The sequence below is a fragment of the Nonomuraea sp. NPDC050394 genome (assembly GCF_044459065.1).
Taxonomy (GTDB): domain Bacteria; phylum Actinomycetota; class Actinomycetes; order Streptosporangiales; family Streptosporangiaceae; genus Nonomuraea.
The window spans coordinates 299,054-318,745 of the sequence record NZ_JBITIO010000002.1; the positions used below are offsets into that span (position 1 = coordinate 299,054).

Consider the following 19,692-nt stretch of genomic DNA (forward strand, 5'->3'; position numbering starts at 1 on the left):
ACATGACCAGAGCGAAATATCTATCAGACGGATGATCGCCGGGCTAGTCCCATTTAATTAGGTGCAACGCGTTTTAGAATGTTATTTCATTGCGTCGCGAGATATTCCGCATACACCTTTTTCGGCACGGTCATCCGCCAGGCCTCCACGACCAGTTCCCGCATCTCGTCCACCTCCAGCGCCGCCATCCGGGCCTGGACCCACTGATAGCGCAGGTCACCCTGGGACGGCATGAGAAACTTCTCCGGCTCCGCCGCCACCAGCGCCTCCCGCTCCTCCTTCGGGAACCCGAACCCCATGATCGTCTCGTCCCTGGAGAAGGCCACGTAGACGATGCTGCCCACCCGGAACTTGACCCGGTCCCGGATGAGATGCTCCGACGAGCGCGGCAACCGCGACGCCACCTGGCGCACATCCTCAACAGTGATCACGGCCCGACCCTAACCTCACCTGCCGACAATTCCCGGCCGTCGCCCCGTCCCATCCAGGCAACGCCCTGACCAGGGAACCGGCCCACGGGGCGGCGTCGCGGCGAGTACGCCGTGAGCCCTCACGAGCGGCGCTCGACGGGCGCCCGCCGGGGGCGGCGGTGCGGGTTGGGTGGCGGTAGCCGTCACCACTGAGCCGGAGGACCGAGCGGTCAGGAGACGCTCCGATACAGGTCGGCGGCGAGCTTGTTGATGCGCTTCACCGACGCGTCCCAGGTGCCGGCGGCCGGGTGGGCGGTCAGCAGGGCCATGATGAGGCGGTCGTTCTTGCCGAGCAGGCCGGTGGTGTGGAGTACGGGGTGGCCGTAGTCGGGGACGGTCGTGCCGCGGGCGCCGGCCGCCAGCACGCTGATGGGGCCGCCCCCGACCGGCGCTCCGGCCGAGGCGGGGATGATCTCGGCCGCCGCGGCGGTGTTCGCGCACCGGACCGGCGGCGTCAGGCCGAACCCCGACCACCCCTGCTTCACCGCCCAGGGGCGCGGGATCGCGCCGGGAATGCCGAACGACTGGTCGAAGCCGTCGGTGCCGCACCGCGTGGACTTGCGCAGGTGGCCGAGAACGAGGTCGCGCACGCGCGGGTCGGCGGTGTCGAGGAGGTAGCGGTAGGTCTTGACGATGTCGTACGCGCTCAGCGACACATACCCCCAGAAACCGGGCTTCGAGGCGGGCGGCGGCGTGGTGTCGGCCAGGCGCAGCTTACGGGCCATCCGGGTGATGATCGCGCCCTTGCCACCCCGGTTCCAGAACGAGGTGGCGGCGCCGTCGTCGCTGGACCGCAGCATGATCCGCAACAGCCGGGCATCGCCCGCCTGGACGCTCTTGTGGGTCTCCAGGAAGTCGATCGCGATGAGAATCTTGCTCACCGAGGCCGACCGGAACTTCCTGCGCGCGTTCTGGTGAACGACGATCTTCCCCGTGGTCCGGTCGAACACGACGTACCCGGCGGTGGTGCCCGCGGGAACCTTGGGCCGCTTCACGGCAGGTGTCTTGGAGGCGGTCGCGTTCGAACGCTCCGCACCGCCGGCGGTGCCGGATCCGAGGGGGTGCGCACTGCTCCGCGCGCTCGACGACGACCCGGCGGCACCGGCCGCACATCCGGCCACCAGGGGTACGGCTGCCGCGAGCGCGGCCAAGGGCTTCATTCGCACCCGACCATAACTACCAGATCCACCCACACCCCACCGGCCGCCCAGCCATTCCCCCACCCCGCCAAGCCACCGGCCACACCCCCACCCCATCCACACCCCGGCCCGCCGCGACAGACCGGACCCGCGGGACAAGCCCTGCGAGAGCACCCCACCGGCACCCGCCCGACCTGCCGGGGTACACGGACCCGAAAGTCCGCCGACACCTCGGACACGCCGGCGGGACACGCGCCCGCGCGTGCCCCGGTGCGCGATGGCAGGACGCGCGGCACGGCGGGCCCGGAACCCGTCCGCGCCTCGGGGCACGGTGGGCCGGAGGTGGGGTCAGCCGGAGGATTCCAGGCTTTGTTCGGGGACCTCCTGCGAGGTGGCGGCCGGTTCCGGGGTCGTGGCGTGGAGCATGAGGCGGTCGTCGGTGCCGGCGTCCACCTTGACCGTGCCGCCCTCTCCCACCTCGCCGGTCAGCACCATCGTGGACAGGCGGTTGTCCAGTTCCCTCTGGACCGTGCGGCGCAGCGGGCGGGCGCCGAACTCCGGCTGGTAGCCCTTTTCGGCCAGCCAGTCCTTGGCCGCGTCGGTGACCTCCATGCCGATGTCCTGGCCCTTCAGGCGCTGCCGGGTCTTTTCCAGGAGGAGGTCCACGATCTGGCGCAGTTCCTCCTTCTCCAGGCGCTTGAAGATGATCGTCTCGTCGATCCGGTTGAGGAGTTCGGGGCGGAGCGAGTGGCGCAGCAGCTCCATGAGGCGCTCTTCCAGCTCGGCCTCATCACTGGTGGAGTCGAGGATGAGCTGGGCGCCGATGTTGCTGGTCATGATGACGATCGTGTTGGTGAAGTCGACGGTACGGCCCTGCCCGTCGGTGAGGCGGCCGTCGTCGAGCATCTGGAGCAGGATGTTCATGACGTCGGGGTGGGCCTTCTCGATCTCGTCGAGCAGGATCACGCCGTGGGGACGGCGGCGCACGGCCTCGGTCAGCTGCCCGGCCTCCTCGTAGCCGACGTATCCGGGCGGGGCGCCGATCAGCCGGGAGACGGTGTGGCGCTCCTGGAACTCGCTCATGTCGATGCGGACCATGTGGTCCTCGCCGCCGAACAGCGCGTCGGCCAGGGCGCGGGCCAGTTCGGTCTTGCCCACGCCGGTCGGGCCGAGGAACAGGAAGCTGCCGATCGGGCGGTTCGGGTCCGACAGGCCGGCCCGGGCGCGGCGGACGGCTTCCGCGATCGCGACCACGGCCTCGTCCTGGCCGATGACACGCTGGTGAAGGTGTTCCTCCAGGCGCATGAGCTTGTCGCGTTCCTGCTCGGTCAGCTGGGCCACCGGGATGCCGGTGCGCCGGGAGACGACCTGCGCGATGTCGGCGACCGACACCTCGGGGACGCTGTCGTCGCCGTGGCGGGCGTTCTCCAGCTCGGGACGGAGCTTGTCGATCTCGCGGGTCAGCTCCTTGGCGCGGTCGAAGTCGTCGCCGGCGACGGCCTGGTCCTTGTCCCGGTGGAGGCTGTCGAGGCGTTCCTCCAGCTCGCGTACGTCGGCGCCGGGGGTGCGGGCGCGCAGCCGTACCCTGGCGGCGGACTGGTCCATGAGGTCGATCGCCTTGTCCGGCAGGAACCGGTCGGAGATGTAGCGGTCGGAGAGCGTGGCGGCGGCGTCCAGCGCCTCGTCGGTGATGCGGACCTGGTGGTGGGCCTCGTAGGCGTCGCGCAGGCCGGCGAGGATCTCCACCGTCTGCTCGACCGTCGGCTCCGGGACGAGGATCGGCTGGAAGCGGCGTTCGAGCGCCGCGTCCTTCTCGATGTTCTTGCGGTACTCGTCGATGGTCGTGGCGGCGATGACGTGGAGCTCGCCGCGGGCCAGGGCGGGCTTGAGGATGTTGGCCGCGTCCATGCCGCCCTCGGCGGAGCCGGCGCCGACCAGGGTGTGGACCTCGTCGATGAAGACGATGGTCTCGTCGGCGTGCTCGCGTACCTCGTCGATGACCTTCTTGATCCGCTCCTCGAACTCGCCGCGGTACTTCGAGCCCGCGACCATGCCCGTCAGGTCCAGGGCGATGACGCGGCGGTCCTTGAGCGTGTCGGGAACGCTGCCGTTGACGATGCGCTGGGCGATGCCCTCCACGATCGCGGTCTTGCCGACGCCCGGCTCGCCGATGAGGACCGGATTGTTCTTGGTACGGCGCGAGAGCACCTCGATGGCCTGCTCGATCTCGTCCTCACGGCCGACGACCGGGTCGATCTTGCCCCGCATGGCCTCCTCGGTCAGGTCGCGGCCGTATTCGTCGAGGGCGGGCGTCTCGCCGGAGGCTCTGGCCGCGCCTTCCGTGCGGCGGCCGGGCTGGGCGGCGCCGGACATGAGGGCCTGCTGCAGTTCGTTGGCGGAGGCGCCCTGCTCGGCCAGCAGGCGGGCGGCGCTGGAGTCCGGGTTGGCGGCCAGGGCGAGCAGCAGGTGCTCGGGGCCGATGTAGGAAGAACCCAGCGCCCTGGACACGCGCTGCGCGTCGAGGATGGCCCGCTTCGCGGCCGGGCTCAGCGTGTCGGGCGGCTGACCGGCGGCACCGGCACCGGCTCCGGCACCTGCTCCGGCTCCGGCTCTGGTGAGGGCGGCGATGCGGTCGTGCAGGCGGTCGGCGTCCACGCCCGCGGTCCGCAGCAGCGCGCGGCCCGGGTCGTCCTGGGAGGCGGCGTCGAGCAGGTCGAGCACGTCCAGGTCGTGGGCGCCGCGGCGGGCGGCGATCTCCAGGGCACCGGTCAGCATGTCGCGGGCCGACTGACTGAGGAGCTTGCCCACGTCCACGCGCTGGACGCTGGGACGGGAGGGCGGCCACGCGTCCATCCCGCCGAAGACCCGGCCTGTGAGCTCCTCGAATCCGCGGAACGGATCCCTGCCAAAGAACGACCCGAACGGCGATGCTTCCGACATGACCTCTCCCCTCTCCGGAGAGGCCCATTACCGGAAAACCAGACAAACAACCCCAGGTTTCCGCAAAGTTCCCAACCTGCCTGAAGCCCCCAGAAGCAACCACCGTGGCCCCCCGGGCGAACGTCCGAGGCGACCCCACCCCCAGGGGTTGACCCCTCGGAACCGGCCACCCCGGGAGGGGTCAACGCGTGAGCGTGTCCTCCGGCAGAGGCCAGCACGTGGGGGTGCGACACGCGTGGAGGAAGCCACGGCGCGCAGGGCGAAGAGCAGGGGCCTGCGGGCTGCGGGCGGGCCGTGGGTGGGGGCGGGCCGTGGGTGGGCGGAGGGCGACGCGTGGGTCGGATCCAGCGACGCGTGAGCGCAACGCGTGCTTGTGTGGGGGTGCGGTCTCCGGTGCCTGTGGATGTAAGCCGGAGGGGTCAGTGGGTGTAGCGGGCGCAGGCTTCCTGGATGGGGGTGGGGCCGGAGATCAGTTCCAGTACGTCCCCCGCACCCGCCCCCGTGCGCAGCAGTTCCACCACCACCGCGGCCACGTCGGCCCGCGGCACGGAGCCGCCCGGCACCGACGGCTCCAGCAGGACCGAGCCCGTGCCGCCGGTGTCGGTCAGGCGGCCGGGGCGCAGGATGGTCCAGTCCAGGTCGCGGCCGCGCAGGTCGTCCTCGGCCGCCGTCTTGGCGGTGATGTAGGCGGCCCACACCTCACCCCGTGACAGGTCGGGCGGCGAGCCCGCCCCCACCGAGGAGATCTGCACGATCCGCCGCACGCCCGCCCGCTCGCAGGCCGCAGCCAGCAGTACGGCGGCGCCCCGGTCCACGGTGTCCTTGCGGGCCGCCCCGCTGTTCGGCCCGGCCCCGGCGGCGAAGACGGCGGCGTCCGCGCCCGCGAGGAGCGAGGCCACCTCCTCCACCGGCGCGTGCTCCAGGTCGCACACGAGGGCGGCGCCGCCCGCGGCCTCCACGTCGGCGACGTGGCCGGGGTTGCGGACCAGCCCGACCGCGTCCTTGCCCATCAGCGCCGCGAGCCGCAGCGCGATCTGACCGTGTCCACCCGCGATGATGGTTCGCATACGCCTCATGGTTGCATGGGGAATATCCCTCCGAACCCCCGGGCTTGATCGTGCGTATCACCGGCAAAGGAGCCTGAACATGGATTTGGCAGACATCGGCGTCACGGGCCTCGCGGTCATGGGCCGGAACCTGGCCCGCAACCTGGCCAGGAACGGGTACGCGGTGGCGGTGCACAACCGGACGGCCAGCCGTACCGACGACCTCGTGAAGGAGTTCGGCGGCGAGGGGACGTTCCTTCCCGCGCACGACGTGGCGGGGTTCGTCGCGTCGCTGAAGCGGCCGCGGCGCGCGATCATCATGGTGAAGGCCGGAGCGGGCACCGACGCGGTGATCGAGGAACTGGCGGGGCACATGGAGCCGGGCGACATGATCGTCGACGGCGGCAACGCGCACTTCGCCGACACCCGCCGCCGCGAGGCTGCGCTGCGCGAGCGCGGCATCCACTTCGTCGGCACCGGCATCTCCGGCGGCGAGGAGGGCGCGCTGAACGGCCCGTCGATCATGCCGGGCGGTTCCGTGGAGTCGTGGGAGGCGCTCGGGCCGATTCTGCAGGACATCTCGGCCAAGGTGGACGGCGTGCCGTGTGCGGTGCACGTGGGCCCCGACGGCGCCGGGCATTTCGTGAAGATGGTGCACAACGGCATCGAGTACTCGGACATGCAGCTCATCGCCGAGTCCTACGACCTGCTGCGCCAGGCCCTCGGCGCGACCCCCGCCGAGCTGGCCGAGGTCTTCCGCGAGTGGAACAAGGGCGAGCTGGAGTCGTACCTCATCGAGATCACCGCCGACGTGCTCGACCAGGTGGACGCGGCGACCGGCAAGCCGTTCGTGGACGTGGTGGTGGACCAGGCCGAGCAGAAGGGCACCGGCCGCTGGACCGTGCAGAGCGCCCTGGACCTGGGCGTGCCCGTGACCGGCATCGCCGAGGCGGTCTTCGCCCGCGCGCTGTCCGGCCACCCGGAGCAGCGCGCCGCCGCCCGCTCGCTCGAAGGTCCGGCGCTGTCCGGGGTGGGAGGCCGCGAGCTCATCGAGGACGTACGGCAGGCGCTGCTGGCCTCCAAGATCGTCGCCTACGCGCAGGGCTTCGACCAGATCGCCGCCGCCTCCAAGGAGTACGGCTGGGACGTCGACCCCGGCGCCATGGCCACCATCTGGCGCGGCGGCTGCATCATCAGGGCCCGCTTCCTCAACCGGATCCGCGCCGCCTACGACGCCGACCCGGACCTGGCCACGCTGCTGGCGGCCCCCGAGTTCGCCGCGGTGGTCAACGCCGCGCAGGACGCGTGGCGGCGCGTGGTCACGACCGCGGTGCGCATCGGCGTGCCCACCCCGGGCTTCTCCTCCGCGCTGGCCTACTACGACGGGCTGCGCCGCGACCGGCTGCCCGCCGCGCTCGTCCAGGGCCTGCGCGACTACTTCGGCGCGCACACCTACCACCGGGTGGACCGCGAGGGCACCTTCCACACCGACTGGTCCGGCGACCGCGAGGAGCGCGCCACCGGCTCCTGACCCGCAGGCGCCGGACGGGCGAAGAACCGCTGAACATCCGCCGACATCGCTTGCCCCCGGCGCCCGCTTCGACTGGGCTTTGCGCCATGGACGTGGACGTGGCGGGTGCGGGGGCCGGCGGTCCCGTCACCGTGTTCGCCGACGTGGGCGCGGCGCCCGGCGGCGAGCCGGACCACGGGGGGAACCGGGCCCCCGACGTCGCGGTGCTCGACGGGCGGCTGATCGTGGCCGGCTGGCGCGCGGGCGCCGCGGGCCCTGCGCCCCATGGCCAAGGCTCCATCGGCGTGGCCCGCTCGCGCGACGGCGGGCGTACGTGGACGGTGGGCACCCTCGCGGCGGCCACCGGCCACCACAGCGTGACCTTCCTCAACGACGGCGCCGCGCTCTACGCCTTCCTGGGCGGGATCGACGGCCTCCCCGCCGAGCTGACCGCCAGGCGCAGCGCGGACGGCGGCGCGACCTGGACCGGCTGGCCGATCGAGGTGGACGTTCCCGGCGACGGACGGGGCGTCGTGGTGACGGGCAAGCCGGTCCGTCATCGCGGGGCCTGGCTGCTGCCGTATTCCGAGCGCGCGGGATCGGGCGTGCTGCGCTCGTCCGACCTGCGCACGTGGCGGCGCGGAGGGCTGGCCGTGCCGCCACGCGGAATCGTCGTCGGGGAACCGCAGGTGGTGCTCTCCCAGGACGACCCGGACGCGCTGCTCATGGTGGTGCGCACCCGGGCCGGGGACGCCCGCGTGACACATGCGGCGACCTGCCTCAGCCGCGACGGCGGGCTCACCTGGACGCCGATGGTGCTGGACGAGAACCTGCCGGGGAAGGGCTTCTTCACCAAGGACTCTCAAGGCCGATATGTCACGATCTACTGTGCGTTGGCCGGGCCCATCCGTGGCGATCGCCCCGATCAGGACCGCGAGGTGCTGCACTACAAGGTCAAGGAGCCGGGACGGCCGTGGAGCCCGGGGCGGCTGTTCGCGGCGGGCACGGCACGCGGCGGGGACGTCCGCGCCGAAGAGGAGGCTCCCGGCAGGCTGCGCGTCGTCTGGGAGCACGACCGGACCGCCATCCGCACCGCCACGCTCGACCTGGCGACCTGCTTCACCGGCGTGCGCACGCGGCGGCCCGGCGTCTGGGAACCGGGGCTGCGGGGACCGTACGCGGTGACCGCCTCGGGCGCCGGGTTCGCGGTGGAGGCCGGCGGCATGGTGCTGGAGTGGCACGACGACGGGCTCTACGAAGGCGGCAGGCTGCTGACCCGCTCGCGCCCCGGCCCGTGGCGGGTGCTGGTGGACGGCGAGGGCCGCGCCACCCTGCTGGGCACCGATCTCGCGTGGAGCGCCCGCGTGCCGGCGGGGCGGGTGACCGTACGGGGGAAGCCGGAGTTTCTGGAAGTGACCGACTGCCTGGCGGCGTGGCCACGGCCCCTGGCGCTGCGCGGGACGAGCGTGACGCGGCCGGTGCCGGCCAGTGACTTCACGGTGGAGTTCCTCGGCGAGGCCATCGACGGCACCCTCGACACCAAGGTGGCGAACGGCGCCCGGCGGCTCATGCTCTCCATCGGCCGCTCGGAGGTGCTGGCGATGCGCGAGGGCTCGCAGCGGTGGGAGCACGTCCACGCCCACCCCGGCGGCCCCGCGGTCTGGCGGGTGAGCGTGGACAGCGCGGGCGTGGCGCGGCTGTTCCGCGACGGCAAGGACACCGGCGTCTCCTGGATGACGCAGGACAGCCGCGAGCGCGCCCACGCCGCGCACCGGGCCGACGGCGCCGCCCGCGTCGAGTGGAGCCTGGTGACCGCGACGATCGGCAGCTGACCTAGCCCGCGCCCAGGGGCACCGGGTTGGCCACGGCGGTGACCACGCAGTAGCCGATCGGCCCGTCCGCGTCGTGCAGGACGCAGTCGCCGGTGCCGATCCCGTCGGCGCTGAGGTGCCCGGCGGCCTGCATGCCGATCAGCTCGCCGACCGGCTCGCGGGCGAGGGTGAGCGTGAAGTCGGCGTTGATGAACTGCACGCCGAGCGTCCCCGACCCGCTCAGCGGGCTGGCGAAGTCGGCCGCCAGCGCCGCCCGCGTGAACGGGCTGAGCTCCTCCTGCCCCACCAGCGGCCGGTTCTCGCGCATCCACACGCGCCGCGGTCCGGCGGTGTCCCACGCGGTCAGCCGCCACAGGTCGAAGGGCGGCCGCCAGTCCAGCTCGGCGGGAGGGTGCCGAGGCGGCCGCTCGTCCCACGCCGGCGTGTCGTTGCGCTCACCGCCGGGCTGCTCACCCTCTCTCAGCAGTACGGCGGAGGCCCGCCCGATCACGCCCTGCCCGGTGCTGAGGGTGGCGTCGGCGACCCGGATCCGGCGCCCGTCCCTGACCCGGACCGTCTCCACCCGCACGGGCAGCAGCGGGCTGTTCTTGAACAGGTCGACCGTGAGCCGGGCGAAGCGCAGCCCGTCCGAGCGGTGCTCCAGCTCCAGGCAGCGGGCGGCCAGCCCGCCGAGCAGGCGGCCGTGGAGCATGTCGGGGGACCAGGGGCTGTGGGCGTGGGGGGCGGGCAGGAACTCCCCGCCCTTCAGCTCGAAGAAGGCTTGGGACACAGAACGGGATTCTAGTCGAGGGCCTTCTCGTGGGCCCGGATGAGGGCCGCCAGCCCGCGTTCCATGAAGGCCCGCACGACCGGCTCCCGGTCGGCCGGCAGGAAGTCGGCCTGCCAGGCGAACGTGCACCGCCCCTCGCCCGCCTCTATGACCTGCGAGATCGCGTGATGGTGGACGAGTGCGAGCGGGCTGTCCACGATCGCGTAGGCGACCCGGCGGTCCGCCTCGTCGACGTCGACGATCAGCTCCGTGGCCACCGCCCCGTTGTCGAAGGTGATGACCCTGCGCTCGCCGTCGCGCTCGCTCTTCACCACGAAGCCGGGCGCGAGCCGGGGCAGGTCGTGGACGTCCCGCAGCGCCGCCCACACCGTCGCGGCGGGAGCGCCGACCACGGCCGAGATCCGGATGGAGGCCATGGGTCAGCCCGCCATGACGCAGAACGGGTGACCCTCGGGGTCGGTGAGCACCGTCCAGTCGCCGCCGCCCGGCTGCTCCTGCGGCAGGCCGGCACCCAGCGCGACCAGGTCCTTGACCGCCGCGTCGAGGTCGGCGACGGCGAAGTCGAGGTGGACGTGATGGCCCGGCCCCGGCCAGACCGGGACCTGGTATCCCGCCACACGCTGGAAGGACACCGCCGTCGCGCCGCCCTTCAGCGTGGCGAAGTCCGCGTCGTCCGAGGTGACCTGCCAGCCGGTGGCCTTGGAATAGAAGGTGGCGAGCGCGACGGGGTCGGCGCTGTTGATGACGATGGAGATCATGTCGTTCATGGCTGCCAGCCTGCCGCCTGGGGCTCCGGGCGGTCTTGAACATCCTTGCGGGATTGTCGTACCCGCCGCGTAACGTTCCCGGCATGCGTTCAAGCGTCCGCCTGGGCTCGGGGCCCGGATTCACCCTCGACGCGGTGACCTGTGTCGACGACCACCGCCGCTGGGGCGCGGCCGAGGTCAGTTCCGACTTCCGGGTGGTGCTGGCGCGCCGGGGGCGCTTCCGCCGCATGGCCGACGGGCGGGCCGCCGACGTGGATCCGGCGATGGCGTATGTGGGCAAACCGGGCGAGGAGGAGCACTTCGCGCATCCGGCCGGGGGTGATGAGTGCACGTCGCTGTGCGTGTCGGCGCGGCTGTGGAGGGAGCTGACGGACGGGCGGGAGGTGCGTTCCGCCGTGTACGTGGACGGCGGGCTCGACCTGGCCCACCGCCGCCTGCTGGCCGCCGCGCGCACGGGCGACGTGCCGTACGCGCTGACCGAGGCCCTGCTCGCCCTGCTCGGTGCCACCCTGCGCGCCTCCGTCGCGCCGGGTGAAGGTGCGGCGGGCGCCGGTGCCGGGGGCGCCGGTGCGCCGGGCAGCGGTGCGGCGGAGGCGATCGTCGAGCGCGCGAGGGAGGCGATCGACGCCGGTCATCCCGCCGCCGCCGGGCTCGTCCCGCTGGCCGCGCTGCTGGACGTGTCGCCGTTCCGGCTCAGCCGGGCCTTCACCGGCGTCGTCGGCGTCTCCCTCACCCACTACCGCAACCGCGTGCGGGTGGGCCACGCCCTCGACCGGCTGGAGCAGGGCGAGACCAGCCTGGCCGCGCTCGCCGCCGACCTGGGCTTCGCCGACCAGGCGCACCTGACCCGCACCGTACGCCGCCACCTCGGCCACACGCCCGCCGCGCTGCGCCGCCAGCTCGCCCCGGAGAGGACCTTCTCATGATCGTCGACGAGTCGCTCCTCATCCCGGCCCCGCCCGAGCGCGTGTGGCGCGCCCTGACCGACGCGCTCGACCGCGCCGAGTGGTGGGGCTACATCGACCTCGACGTCACCCCGGGCGGCAAGGTCGAGGAGCGCTGGAGCGACGACTCCGGCCACCCGATGCTCACCCAGGGCGTGGTGACGGAGGTGGAGGAGGGCCGGATGTTCCGCTTCACCTGGTCCGACACCGACCGTCCCGTCGCGACCGCCGTCGAGATCACCCTGACCGCGGCCGAGACGGGCACGGTGGTCCGGGTGCTGGAGTCCGGCTGGGACAACCTCCCCGGCGGACCCGCCGCCGGCTGGCGCATCCACCTCACCAACCTGCGCCGCCACCTATCCCCGTGATCTGCCGGAGAAGCTTTCTCATGCGTTACGGCAGGCCGCCCCGCCCCCACCCGCCGCACCGCGCGGGCGACATTCCAGGAAACGGCCGTCCACCGCGCGTGGCAGCCCGCCGTGACGACCGCACCCTTGGCCCGCGACGTGGAAACCCCTCGTGCGGCACCCCACTCCTCGCCCTGCTCCCGGCAATGGCCTCCCGGCCCCGGCCTTTGGGTTACACGCTTCTTCAGCCGCGATGGGGTGGCAAGGACCCCTCTTGTGGTGGTTGAGGGTGGTGGCCTTTCAGGGGCCCGGGGCCGTAAGCTCCGTCGCGTGCGTGATCTGGGAGAGGACCCGCGTCCGGCGCGGGGCGCGGTGCGGGAGATCTACACGGTGGACCGGGCCGCGAGCCTGGCCTACTCCCCCGACCTGGACGGCCTGGCCGATCCCGGGGAGGTCGTCTGGGCCTGGGTGCCCTACGAGGAGGACCCGTCGCGGGGCAAGGATCGTCCGCTGCTGATCGTGGGCAGGAGCGGTCGCAGGCTGCTCGGGCTGATGGTGTCCAGCCGTGGGGACGACGGGCCCGAGTGGTTCCCGCTCGGCGCCTGGAACCGCGACGGCAAGCCGTCCTTCCTGCGGCTGGACCGCGTCTTCGTGCTGGACGAGGATGACATCAGGCGTGAGGGCGCGGTGCTGGACGGCGAGCGGTTCGCCCGCGTCGCCGCCCTGCTCAAGCGCACCCACGGCTGGGCCGCCGACGGTTAGGCCTGGCGCCACCCGGCGATCGTGCCCGCCTCGTGCAGGCAGTAGTCGGGGGCGCCTTCCAGCGCCTTCTCCTCGCCGCCGGGAGTGTAGGTGACGATGAGCCGCAGCGGGCGCCACGTGCTGTTGAACGTCGAGTGGTACGCGCCCGCCGGGATGTGGACGGTGTCACCCTCCTTGATCGGGAACGGCTCGCCGTCGCCGACCATCTGCGTGGCCTCGCCGGAGATCACGTAGATCACTTCCTCGGCGTCCGGGTGGTTGTGGCGCGCGTGGCCCTTGCCCGGGTTGACGATCACCTCGCCGAGCGTGGAGCCGGCGCCGGGGATGAGCGACGGTGTGACGAACCACTTGATCGACCCCCAGTCGAAGGTCATCGTCGTCACCCTGTCCGGACTTACCAGCATCAGACCTCCAGGTTCTTGAATGCGGCCACCTGCTCGGTGATGGCGCGCTCGGTCGGCAGACGTTCCACCGACGAGGCGCCGAAGAAGCCCGCCACGCCCTTGGTGTGGCGCAGGACGTGGGCGGCGTCGGCGGGTTCCGCGATGGGCCCGCCGTGGCACAGCACGATCACGTCCGGCCGCTCGGCCACCGCCGCGTCGCGCATCGCCTGTACGCGGGCCACCGCCTCATCCAGGGTGAGCGCGGTCCCGGCGCCGATGGAGCCCTTCGTGGTCAGGCCCACGTGCGGGACGAGCACGTCGGCCCCGGCCCGTGCCATGGCCCGCGCCTGGTCCTCGTCGAAGACGTAGGGGGCGGTCACCAGGTCGCGTTCGTGGGCCAGCCGGACCATCTCGACCTCCAGGTCGAAGCCCATGCCGGTCTCTTCGAGGTTCTGCCGGAAGACCCCGTCGTACAGGCCGACGGTCGGGAAGTTCTGCACGCCCGCGAATCCCATGGCCTTCAGCTGGTCGAGGAAGAGCGGCATGATCCGGAACGGGTCGGTGCCGCACACGCCCGCCAGCACCGGCGTGTCGCGCACCACGGGCAGGACCTCCGCGGCCATGTCCACGACGATCTGGTTGGCGTCCCCGTACGGCAGCAGCCCCGCCAGCGAGCCGCGCCCGGCCATCCGGTAGCGGCCGGAGTTGTAGATGATGATCAGGTCGACGCCGCCCGCCTCGGCGCACTTGGCCGACAGGCCCGTCCCGGCGCCCGCGCCGATGATCGGCCTGCCGTCCCCGACGGTACGGCGCAGCCGTTCCAGAACCGTCTGCCTGTTCACTGGTCCCCCTTGATCAGCAGGTGGAGCCGGTCGGCCATGGCGCGGCCGAACTCCGGGTCGTTGATGTGCGCGGCCAGGCGCACGGTCCGCGGGTGGGCGGCCAGCGCGGCGAAGGCCGCCGCGTCCGCCGCCGGGTCGTGGAAGGGCATCCCGGGCGCGTCGAGTGCGGAGACGCCGCCCTCCGGGATGAACAGCACCGCCGGCCCGCCGGCCCGCGCGAGCTTGGCGGCGATCTCCCGGCCCAGCTCCGCCATCTCGGCCTCGGTGGTGCGCATGAGCGTGACGGCCGGGTTGTGCGCGTAGAGCGTGCGATCGGCGAACCGCTCCGGCACGGTGTCGCGGGGGCCGAAGTTGACCATGTCCAGCGCGCCGGGGGCGACGACCTGCGGGACGCCGTGCCGTCCGGCGGCGGTGAGCCGGTCGGGGCCCGCCGAAAGGACGCCGCCGACCAGTTCGTCGGCCAGCTCGGTGGTGGTGAGGTCGAGAACCCCGGCCAGCATGCCACTCCCGGCCAGGCCCTCCAGGGCGCGCCCGCCGGAGCCGGTGGCGTGGAAGACGAGCACCTCGTAGCCGAGCTCGTCGAGCCTGGCCCTGGCCGCGTCGACGGCCGGGGTGGTGACGCCGAACATCGAGGCCCCGACCAGCGGCCGGTCTCCGTCGTGTGCCGGGCCGCGCGCCGCGTACTCCTTGGCCATGCCCGCGACGGCGGCGGCGGCGTTGCCCAGGATCGCGCGGGACACGCGGTTGATGCCCGCGATGTCCACGACGGAGTACATGAGCGTGACGTCCTTGGCCCCGACGTACGGCGTGACGTCGCCGGAGGCCATGGTCGAGACGATGAGCTTGGGCAGGCCGATCGGCAGGTCGCGCACGGCCCGCGCGGCGATCGAGGAGCCGCCGCTGCCGCCGACGGCCAGCACGCCGTCCACCCGTCCCGCCCGGTGCAGATCCGCCAGGACCCCGGCCGCCCCCTCCCCCATCGCGGTGACGGCCGCGCCCCGGTCTCCCGCCGCCCGCAGTGCCTCCAGATCGGCTCCGGCCAGCGAGGCCACCCGGGCGGCGGGGAAGTCGGCCGCGAGCCCGGACGGCCCCACGCCCGTGTCGACCACGATCACCTCGCTGCCCAGCCCGGCGAGGCGCTCACGCAGCCAGGAATACTCCGGCCCTTTGGTGTCCAGCGTTCCGATCAGTACCACTGCCATGTGACCGACGTTATCCCCGCTGCGATCATCTTGGTATGAGGGTTGTGGTGATCGGCAAGGGAATCGCGGGAGCGAGCGCCGCCTACCACCTGAGCCGCCGCGGGGTGGCGGTGACGGTGGTCGACGCCGGGCTGGCCGGGCAGGCGACGGAGGCGGGGGCGGGGATCGTCTGCCCGTGGGTGGACCACGAGGACGACGCCGCCTGGTACGAGCTGGCACGGGCGGCCGCCCGGCACTACCCGGAGCTGGCGGAGCCGGTCGGCGCCGGATACGCGCGGGTCGGAGCGCTGCTGGTGGCCGGGGACCGGGCGGAACTGGAGCCGGTACACCGCCTGCTCGCGGGCAGATATCCGGACGCGCCGGAAATGGGAGAGATCACGGAGGTCCCGGACCCCGAGGCGCTCTTCCCGCCCCTGGCCCCCGGCCTGAGCGCCCTGCACGTGCCCGGCGCGGCCCGGGTGGACGGCCGCGCCGTCAGGGACGCGCTCCTCGCCGACGCCGTGGCCCGCGGAGTCGCGCTCCTCCACGGCCGCGCCGAACTCCTGCCCGACGGAACCGTCATGCTCCACCACGACGCTTCACCCGGCGAGGGCGTGCCTCTGCCAGCCGACGCCGTGGTCGTGGCCGCGGGTGCCTGGACGGGCCGGGTGTGCGCGCCGCTCGGGACCGACCTGCCGGTCAGGCCGTGGCGGGGCCAGATCGTGCACGCCGTGCTCGACGGGGTGGACACCTCGGGCTGGCCGATCGTGCTGCCGCGGCGCGGGCCGTACCTGCTGGGCTTCCCCGGCTCGCGGGTGGTCATGGGGGCGACGCGGGAGGACGCCGGCTTCGACGCGCGGGTGACGGTGGCGGGGCTGGCGGACGTGCTGTCTTCCGGGGTACGGCTGGCGCCCGGCCTCGCCTCGGCGAGCGTCGCCGAGACCCGGTCGGGGCTGCGACCGGTGATGGACGGCGAGCGCCCGCTCATCGCCCGCCTGAACGGAAAGGTGGTCGCGGTCACCGGCCTCAGCGCCTACGGGCTGACCGCGGGGCCCTATGCCGGGATGCTGGCCACATCGCTGGTTCTGGGCGAAACGCCGGAGATTGACCTGGGGCCTTATGCGGTCGTTCCCGGCGTATGATCGTCTTCTCCCCGCTCGTGATCATGTGGGGAGAGCTGGGTGCGGGTGCCGGTACTGCTGGTGGTGTTGCTCGCGGCGGGCGCGTGCGGTGAGGCCGCCGCTCCCGGGTCACCGGCCCGCGCGCCCGCCTGGGACGTCGAGCAGGCGGACATGTGGCGCTCGACCGTCGCGCTGCCGGGCGTGGCGTGGCCCGGCGTGTCGCCGTCAGCCGTGGAGCGGCCGGACGTGGTGTGGCCGGACGTGGAGCCGGACATCGAGCGGCCGGGCAGCGAGCGGGCGGGCAGCGAGCGGGCGGAAGGTGAACGGCCGGAAGGTGAACGGCCGGATGGACGGCCCGGAGGGGAGCGCACCGCGGCGGACGGACCCGAGCCCGGCAAGCGGGTCAAGGTCCCCTTCTCCGCCTCGGGCCGCTACACCGTGGTCAAGGGCCGGGCACGGCCGCGCCCCGGACGCGCCCCGGCGGTGCGGTACAGGGTCGAGGTGGAGCGCGGCCTCCCCTTCGACCCCGGGGAGTTCGCCGAAGCCGTCCACCGTACGCTCAACGACCCACGCGGCTGGGGCCGCTTCCGGCGCGTCGCCCACGGCCCGGTACGCCTGAGCGTGGCCCTGACCAGCCCCAGCCTGACCGACCGCCTCTGCCTCCCGCTGAACACCGGCGGCGACCTGTCCTGCTGGGACGGCCACCGCTCGGTGATCAACGCGGTCCGCTGGGCCAGAGGCGTCCCTCATTACCGCGGCGACCTGGACCGCTACCGCCACTACGTGATCAACCACGAGGTCGGCCACGGCCTGGGCCACGGCCACCGCTCCTGCCCGGGCAGAGGCCGCCTGGCCCCGGTGATGCTCCAGCAGTCCAAGTCCCTGGACGGCTGCCGCCCCAACCCCTGGCCCCGCCCCTGACCTACCCGGCCGGCCAGTGGATCGGACCCACGGCGCGCGGCGACCCCAGGCGGTGCCTCCCGCCTCAGGACGCGAAACGCGGATGAGCACCGATCCCGGCCAAGCGTAAGTTTGGTACATGACGACGATCTCCACGGGCAAGCTGACCGGTCGGACCACCGACGACGTCACCTCCTTCCTCGGCATCCCCTACGCCGAAGCCCCCTTCGGACCGAACCGGTTCGCGGCGCCCGTCCCGGCCGGTCCGTGGGAGGGCACGTTCGAGGCCGTGCGGTTCGGCCCGGCGCCGCCGCAGCCGCCGATGCTGCCGGGGGTCGCGCCGTGGAGCTCCGCGGACGGCCTGGACTGCCTGTCGGTCAACGTCTGGACGCCCGATCCGGGCGGCTCCGGCCTGCCGGTGATGGTGTGGATCTACGGCGGCGCCTACCTCATCGGCACCGCCGGCCTGCCCGAGTACGACGGGACGCGGCTGGCCCGCGAGGGCGTCGTGGTGGTGACGTTCAACCACCGGGTCGGCATGGAGGGGTACGGCCTCATCGAGGGGGCACCGGCCAACCGGGCGCTCCTGGATCAGGTGCAGGCGTTGCTCTGGGTGCGGGAGAACGTCGCGGCGTTCGGCGGCGATCCCGGCAACGTGACCGTGTTCGGGGAGTCGGCCGGGGCGGGGGCGGCGGCCTGCCTCATGGCGATGCCGTCGGCGGCGGGGCTGTTTCGCCGGGTGATCGCGCAGAGCGTGCCGGCGCCGTTCTACACCCCGGAGCTCGCGGCCCGGATGACCGCGGGGATCATGGCCAGGGCGGGCGGCTCGCCGTACGAGCGCAGCCCCGAGGAACTGCTCGCGGCCGTGCACGACTTCTCCAGCCTCGACCTGCGCGGGAACACCGCGGAGTGGGGCGCGAGCGGCATCGCCGAGATGCCGTTCGCGCCCGTCGTGGACGGCGAGGTGCTGCCGGAGACGCCGTGGGAGGCGCTGGCCGACGGCGCGGCCTGTGACGTGGACCTGCTCGTGGGATTCACCCGCGACGAGTACGCGCTGTTCATGGCGATGGGCGAGGGCGGGGACACCGCGGCGGCGTTGAAGACGCTCGCGCCGCCGCAGGCCGGCGTCGTGTACCGCACCGCCTACCCGGAGGCCGAACTGCAGCTGCGGCTCATGTCCGACTGGCTGTTCAGGATGCCGAGCACGCTGCTGGCCGACGCGCACACCGGCCCGACCTACGCCTACGAGCTGACCTGGGCGCCCACCGCCCTCGGCGCCTGTCACGGGCTGGACGTGCCGCTCACGTTCGGCACGCTCGACTCGGAGCTGGCCCGGCTGCTCACCGGCGGCTCACCCGAGGCGGAAGGGCTGTCGGCGCAGTTCCGCACGGCCTGGACGCGCTTCGCCGCCACGGGCAGTCCGGGCTGGCCGGAGTACGAGCCGGTCAACGCGATGACGCATCTGTTCGACGTGACGCCGTCGGACGTCGGCGACCCGGAGTCCGCGACCCGGGCCCTCTGGTCGGAGGCCGGCTTCCACGCCATGACCTGACCCTCGCGCTCGCCACAACCTATCGCGATATATCTTCGAGAGAGAGTTGACTATGCAAGGAGTGTGACATGGCGGGATTGCGGACGGCACGGCGCCTGCTCGTGGGAGGGGCCGCCCTGGCCGCGGCCGGATGGGCGCTGCGGGACGTGCCGGCCGAGCTCGGGGCGCGGCCGCTGATGTCGGGGCCCGAGCGGTCGGCCAGGATGCGGCGCTCGCCGCAGTTCAAGGACGGCACGTTCTTCAACCCGATGCCCGAGCCGACCCACACGGGCCGGCCCGACCCCGGCATGCTGGCGGAGCTGACGCGCGACCGGACCCAGCGCAGGCCGGCCGGGCTGATCCCGGTGCTGACGCCGCCGCCGGGCGAGCCGGCCGCCGAGGGCCTGCGGGCCATCTGGTACGGCCACGCCTCCACGCTGATCGAGATCGAGGGCAAGCGAGTCCTGTTCGACCCGATCTGGAGCAACCGCCCCTCGCCCTCGCAGCTGGTGGGCCCGCGGCGCCACCACCCGGTGCCGGTCGAGCTGGGCCAGTTGCCGCAGGTGGACGCGATCGTGATCTCGCACGACCACTACGACCACCTGGACATGGCGACGGTGCGGCGGCTGACCAGCTCCCAGAAGGCGCCCTTCCTCGTGCCGCTGGGCATCGGGGCGCACCTGGAGCGCTGGGGCGTGCCGCTGTTCCGGATCATCGAGCTGGACTGGGACGAGGAGGCGGTGGTCGCCGGGCTGCGCTTCGTCTCCACGGCCGCCCGGCACTTCTCCGGCCGCTCGCTGACCCGCAACGACACGCTGTGGGGCTCGTGGGTGGTGGCCGGCCGGGACAAGCGCGTCTTCTACGCCGGCGACTCCGGCTACTTCGAGGGTTACCGGGGTATCGGCGCCGCGCACGGCCCGTTCGACCTGGCGCTCATGCCGATCGGCGCCTACAGCCCCGCCTGGCCGGACATCCACATGAACCCGGAGGAGGCGGTCAACGCCACCATCGACCTCGGCGCGGCGCTGATGCTGCCGGTGCACTGGGCGACGTTCACGCTGGCGCTGCACCCGTGGGGCGAGCCGGTGGACCGGTTGTGGCGCGAGGCCAAGGCACGTGAGGTCAAGATCGTGGTGCCGCGGCCGGGCGAGCTCGTCGACACCGCCGACGCGCCGGCCCTGGACACCTGGTGGGAGATGCTGGCCTAG

At 73.0% G+C, this 19,692-nt stretch carries 19 protein-coding genes; 9 read left to right on the top strand and 10 right to left on the bottom strand.

Annotated features, from left to right (window positions below):
* Positions 1-86: 86 nt before the first annotated feature.
* The 4 genes from ACIBKY_RS09605 to ACIBKY_RS09620 form a co-directional block, all read right to left on the bottom strand.
* Positions 87-431: an MmcQ/YjbR family DNA-binding protein gene (locus tag ACIBKY_RS09605; RefSeq protein WP_379623195.1), complete on the bottom strand. Its 345-nt coding sequence runs from the start codon at positions 429-431 to the stop codon at positions 87-89.
* Positions 432-640: 209 nt separating this feature from the next.
* Positions 641-1,630, bottom strand: coding sequence for a hypothetical protein (locus ACIBKY_RS09610; RefSeq protein WP_397095870.1), 990 nt, complete (start codon positions 1,628-1,630; stop codon positions 641-643).
* 327 nt (positions 1,631-1,957) lie between these two features.
* Entirely contained in the window at positions 1,958-4,549 is a 2,592-nt protein-coding gene (locus ACIBKY_RS09615) for an ATP-dependent Clp protease ATP-binding subunit (protein ID WP_397095872.1), read from the bottom strand.
* 419 nt (positions 4,550-4,968) lie between these two features.
* Positions 4,969-5,616, bottom strand: coding sequence for an NAD(P)H-binding protein (locus ACIBKY_RS09620; RefSeq protein ID WP_397095873.1), 648 nt, complete (start codon positions 5,614-5,616; stop codon positions 4,969-4,971).
* Between the two features lie 79 nt (positions 5,617-5,695).
* Between ACIBKY_RS09620 and gndA the strand changes: the two genes are divergently transcribed.
* Positions 5,696-7,126 (top strand): NADP-dependent phosphogluconate dehydrogenase, encoded by a 1,431-nt coding sequence (gene gndA / locus ACIBKY_RS09625; protein ID WP_397095875.1) that lies wholly within the window; start codon positions 5,696-5,698, stop codon positions 7,124-7,126.
* Between the two features lie 86 nt (positions 7,127-7,212).
* Complete coding sequence (locus ACIBKY_RS09630) at positions 7,213-8,937, top strand: sialidase family protein (RefSeq protein ID WP_397095876.1); 1,725 nt, start codon at positions 7,213-7,215, stop codon at positions 8,935-8,937.
* 1 nt (position 8,938) lies between these two features.
* Here the strand turns inward: ACIBKY_RS09630 and ACIBKY_RS09635 are convergent, their stop codons facing one another.
* Genes ACIBKY_RS09635 through ACIBKY_RS09645 form a run of 3 tightly spaced genes read right to left on the bottom strand, consistent with a single transcriptional unit; the run spans position 8,939 to position 10,473 of the window.
* Positions 8,939-9,706, bottom strand: a complete 768-nt coding sequence (locus tag ACIBKY_RS09635) for a thioesterase family protein (RefSeq protein ID WP_397095877.1) — start codon at positions 9,704-9,706, stop codon at positions 8,939-8,941.
* Between the two features lie 11 nt (positions 9,707-9,717).
* On the bottom strand, positions 9,718-10,122 hold the full coding sequence (locus ACIBKY_RS09640; protein ID WP_397095878.1) for an SRPBCC family protein: 405 nt from the start codon (positions 10,120-10,122) through the stop codon (positions 9,718-9,720).
* Positions 10,123-10,125: 3 nt separating this feature from the next.
* Complete coding sequence (locus ACIBKY_RS09645; protein WP_397095880.1) at positions 10,126-10,473, bottom strand: VOC family protein; 348 nt, start codon at positions 10,471-10,473, stop codon at positions 10,126-10,128.
* A gap of 83 nt (positions 10,474-10,556) precedes the next feature.
* Between ACIBKY_RS09645 and ACIBKY_RS09650 the strand changes: the two genes are divergently transcribed.
* From ACIBKY_RS09650 to ACIBKY_RS09660, 3 genes are all read left to right on the top strand, one after another.
* Complete coding sequence (locus tag ACIBKY_RS09650; RefSeq protein WP_397095881.1) at positions 10,557-11,399, top strand: helix-turn-helix domain-containing protein; 843 nt, start codon at positions 10,557-10,559, stop codon at positions 11,397-11,399.
* Positions 11,396-11,785, top strand: a complete 390-nt coding sequence (locus tag ACIBKY_RS09655; protein ID WP_397095883.1) for an SRPBCC domain-containing protein — start codon at positions 11,396-11,398, stop codon at positions 11,783-11,785. Before ACIBKY_RS09650 ends, ACIBKY_RS09655 begins: the two co-directional genes overlap by 4 nt.
* A 309-nt stretch (positions 11,786-12,094) precedes the next feature.
* Complete coding sequence (locus ACIBKY_RS09660) at positions 12,095-12,526, top strand: type II toxin-antitoxin system PemK/MazF family toxin (protein ID WP_397095884.1); 432 nt, start codon at positions 12,095-12,097, stop codon at positions 12,524-12,526.
* On the opposite strand, the gene ACIBKY_RS09665 is transcribed toward ACIBKY_RS09660, so the two are convergent.
* Genes ACIBKY_RS09665 through ACIBKY_RS09675 form a run of 3 tightly spaced genes read right to left on the bottom strand, consistent with a single transcriptional unit; the run spans position 12,523 to position 14,953 of the window.
* Positions 12,523-12,900, bottom strand: a complete 378-nt coding sequence (locus ACIBKY_RS09665) for a cupin domain-containing protein (protein ID WP_397095886.1) — start codon at positions 12,898-12,900, stop codon at positions 12,523-12,525. The genes ACIBKY_RS09660 and ACIBKY_RS09665 overlap by 4 nt on opposite strands.
* 29 nt (positions 12,901-12,929) lie before the next feature.
* A complete protein-coding gene (locus ACIBKY_RS09670) occupies positions 12,930-13,751 on the bottom strand; it encodes a phosphoenolpyruvate hydrolase family protein (protein ID WP_397095887.1) in 822 nt (273 codons plus the stop codon).
* Complete coding sequence (locus ACIBKY_RS09675) at positions 13,748-14,953, bottom strand: Tm-1-like ATP-binding domain-containing protein (protein WP_397095888.1); 1,206 nt, start codon at positions 14,951-14,953, stop codon at positions 13,748-13,750. Before ACIBKY_RS09675 ends, ACIBKY_RS09670 begins: the two co-directional genes overlap by 4 nt.
* Positions 14,954-14,988: 35 nt before the next feature.
* Between ACIBKY_RS09675 and ACIBKY_RS09680 the strand changes: the two genes are divergently transcribed.
* The 4 genes from ACIBKY_RS09680 (at position 14,989) to ACIBKY_RS09695 (ending at position 19,692) form a co-directional block, all read left to right on the top strand.
* Positions 14,989-16,074, top strand: coding sequence for an NAD(P)/FAD-dependent oxidoreductase (locus ACIBKY_RS09680; protein ID WP_397095890.1), 1,086 nt, complete (start codon positions 14,989-14,991; stop codon positions 16,072-16,074).
* A 39-nt stretch (positions 16,075-16,113) separates the two neighbouring features.
* Positions 16,114-16,974 (top strand): DUF3152 domain-containing protein, encoded by an 861-nt coding sequence (locus ACIBKY_RS09685; RefSeq protein ID WP_397095892.1) that lies wholly within the window; start codon positions 16,114-16,116, stop codon positions 16,972-16,974.
* Positions 16,975-17,092: 118 nt separating this feature from the next.
* Positions 17,093-18,505: a carboxylesterase/lipase family protein gene (locus ACIBKY_RS09690; RefSeq protein WP_397095894.1), complete on the top strand. Its 1,413-nt coding sequence runs from the start codon at positions 17,093-17,095 to the stop codon at positions 18,503-18,505.
* A 68-nt stretch (positions 18,506-18,573) separates the two neighbouring features.
* Positions 18,574-19,692, top strand: coding sequence for an MBL fold metallo-hydrolase (locus ACIBKY_RS09695; RefSeq protein ID WP_397095896.1), 1,119 nt, complete (start codon positions 18,574-18,576; stop codon positions 19,690-19,692).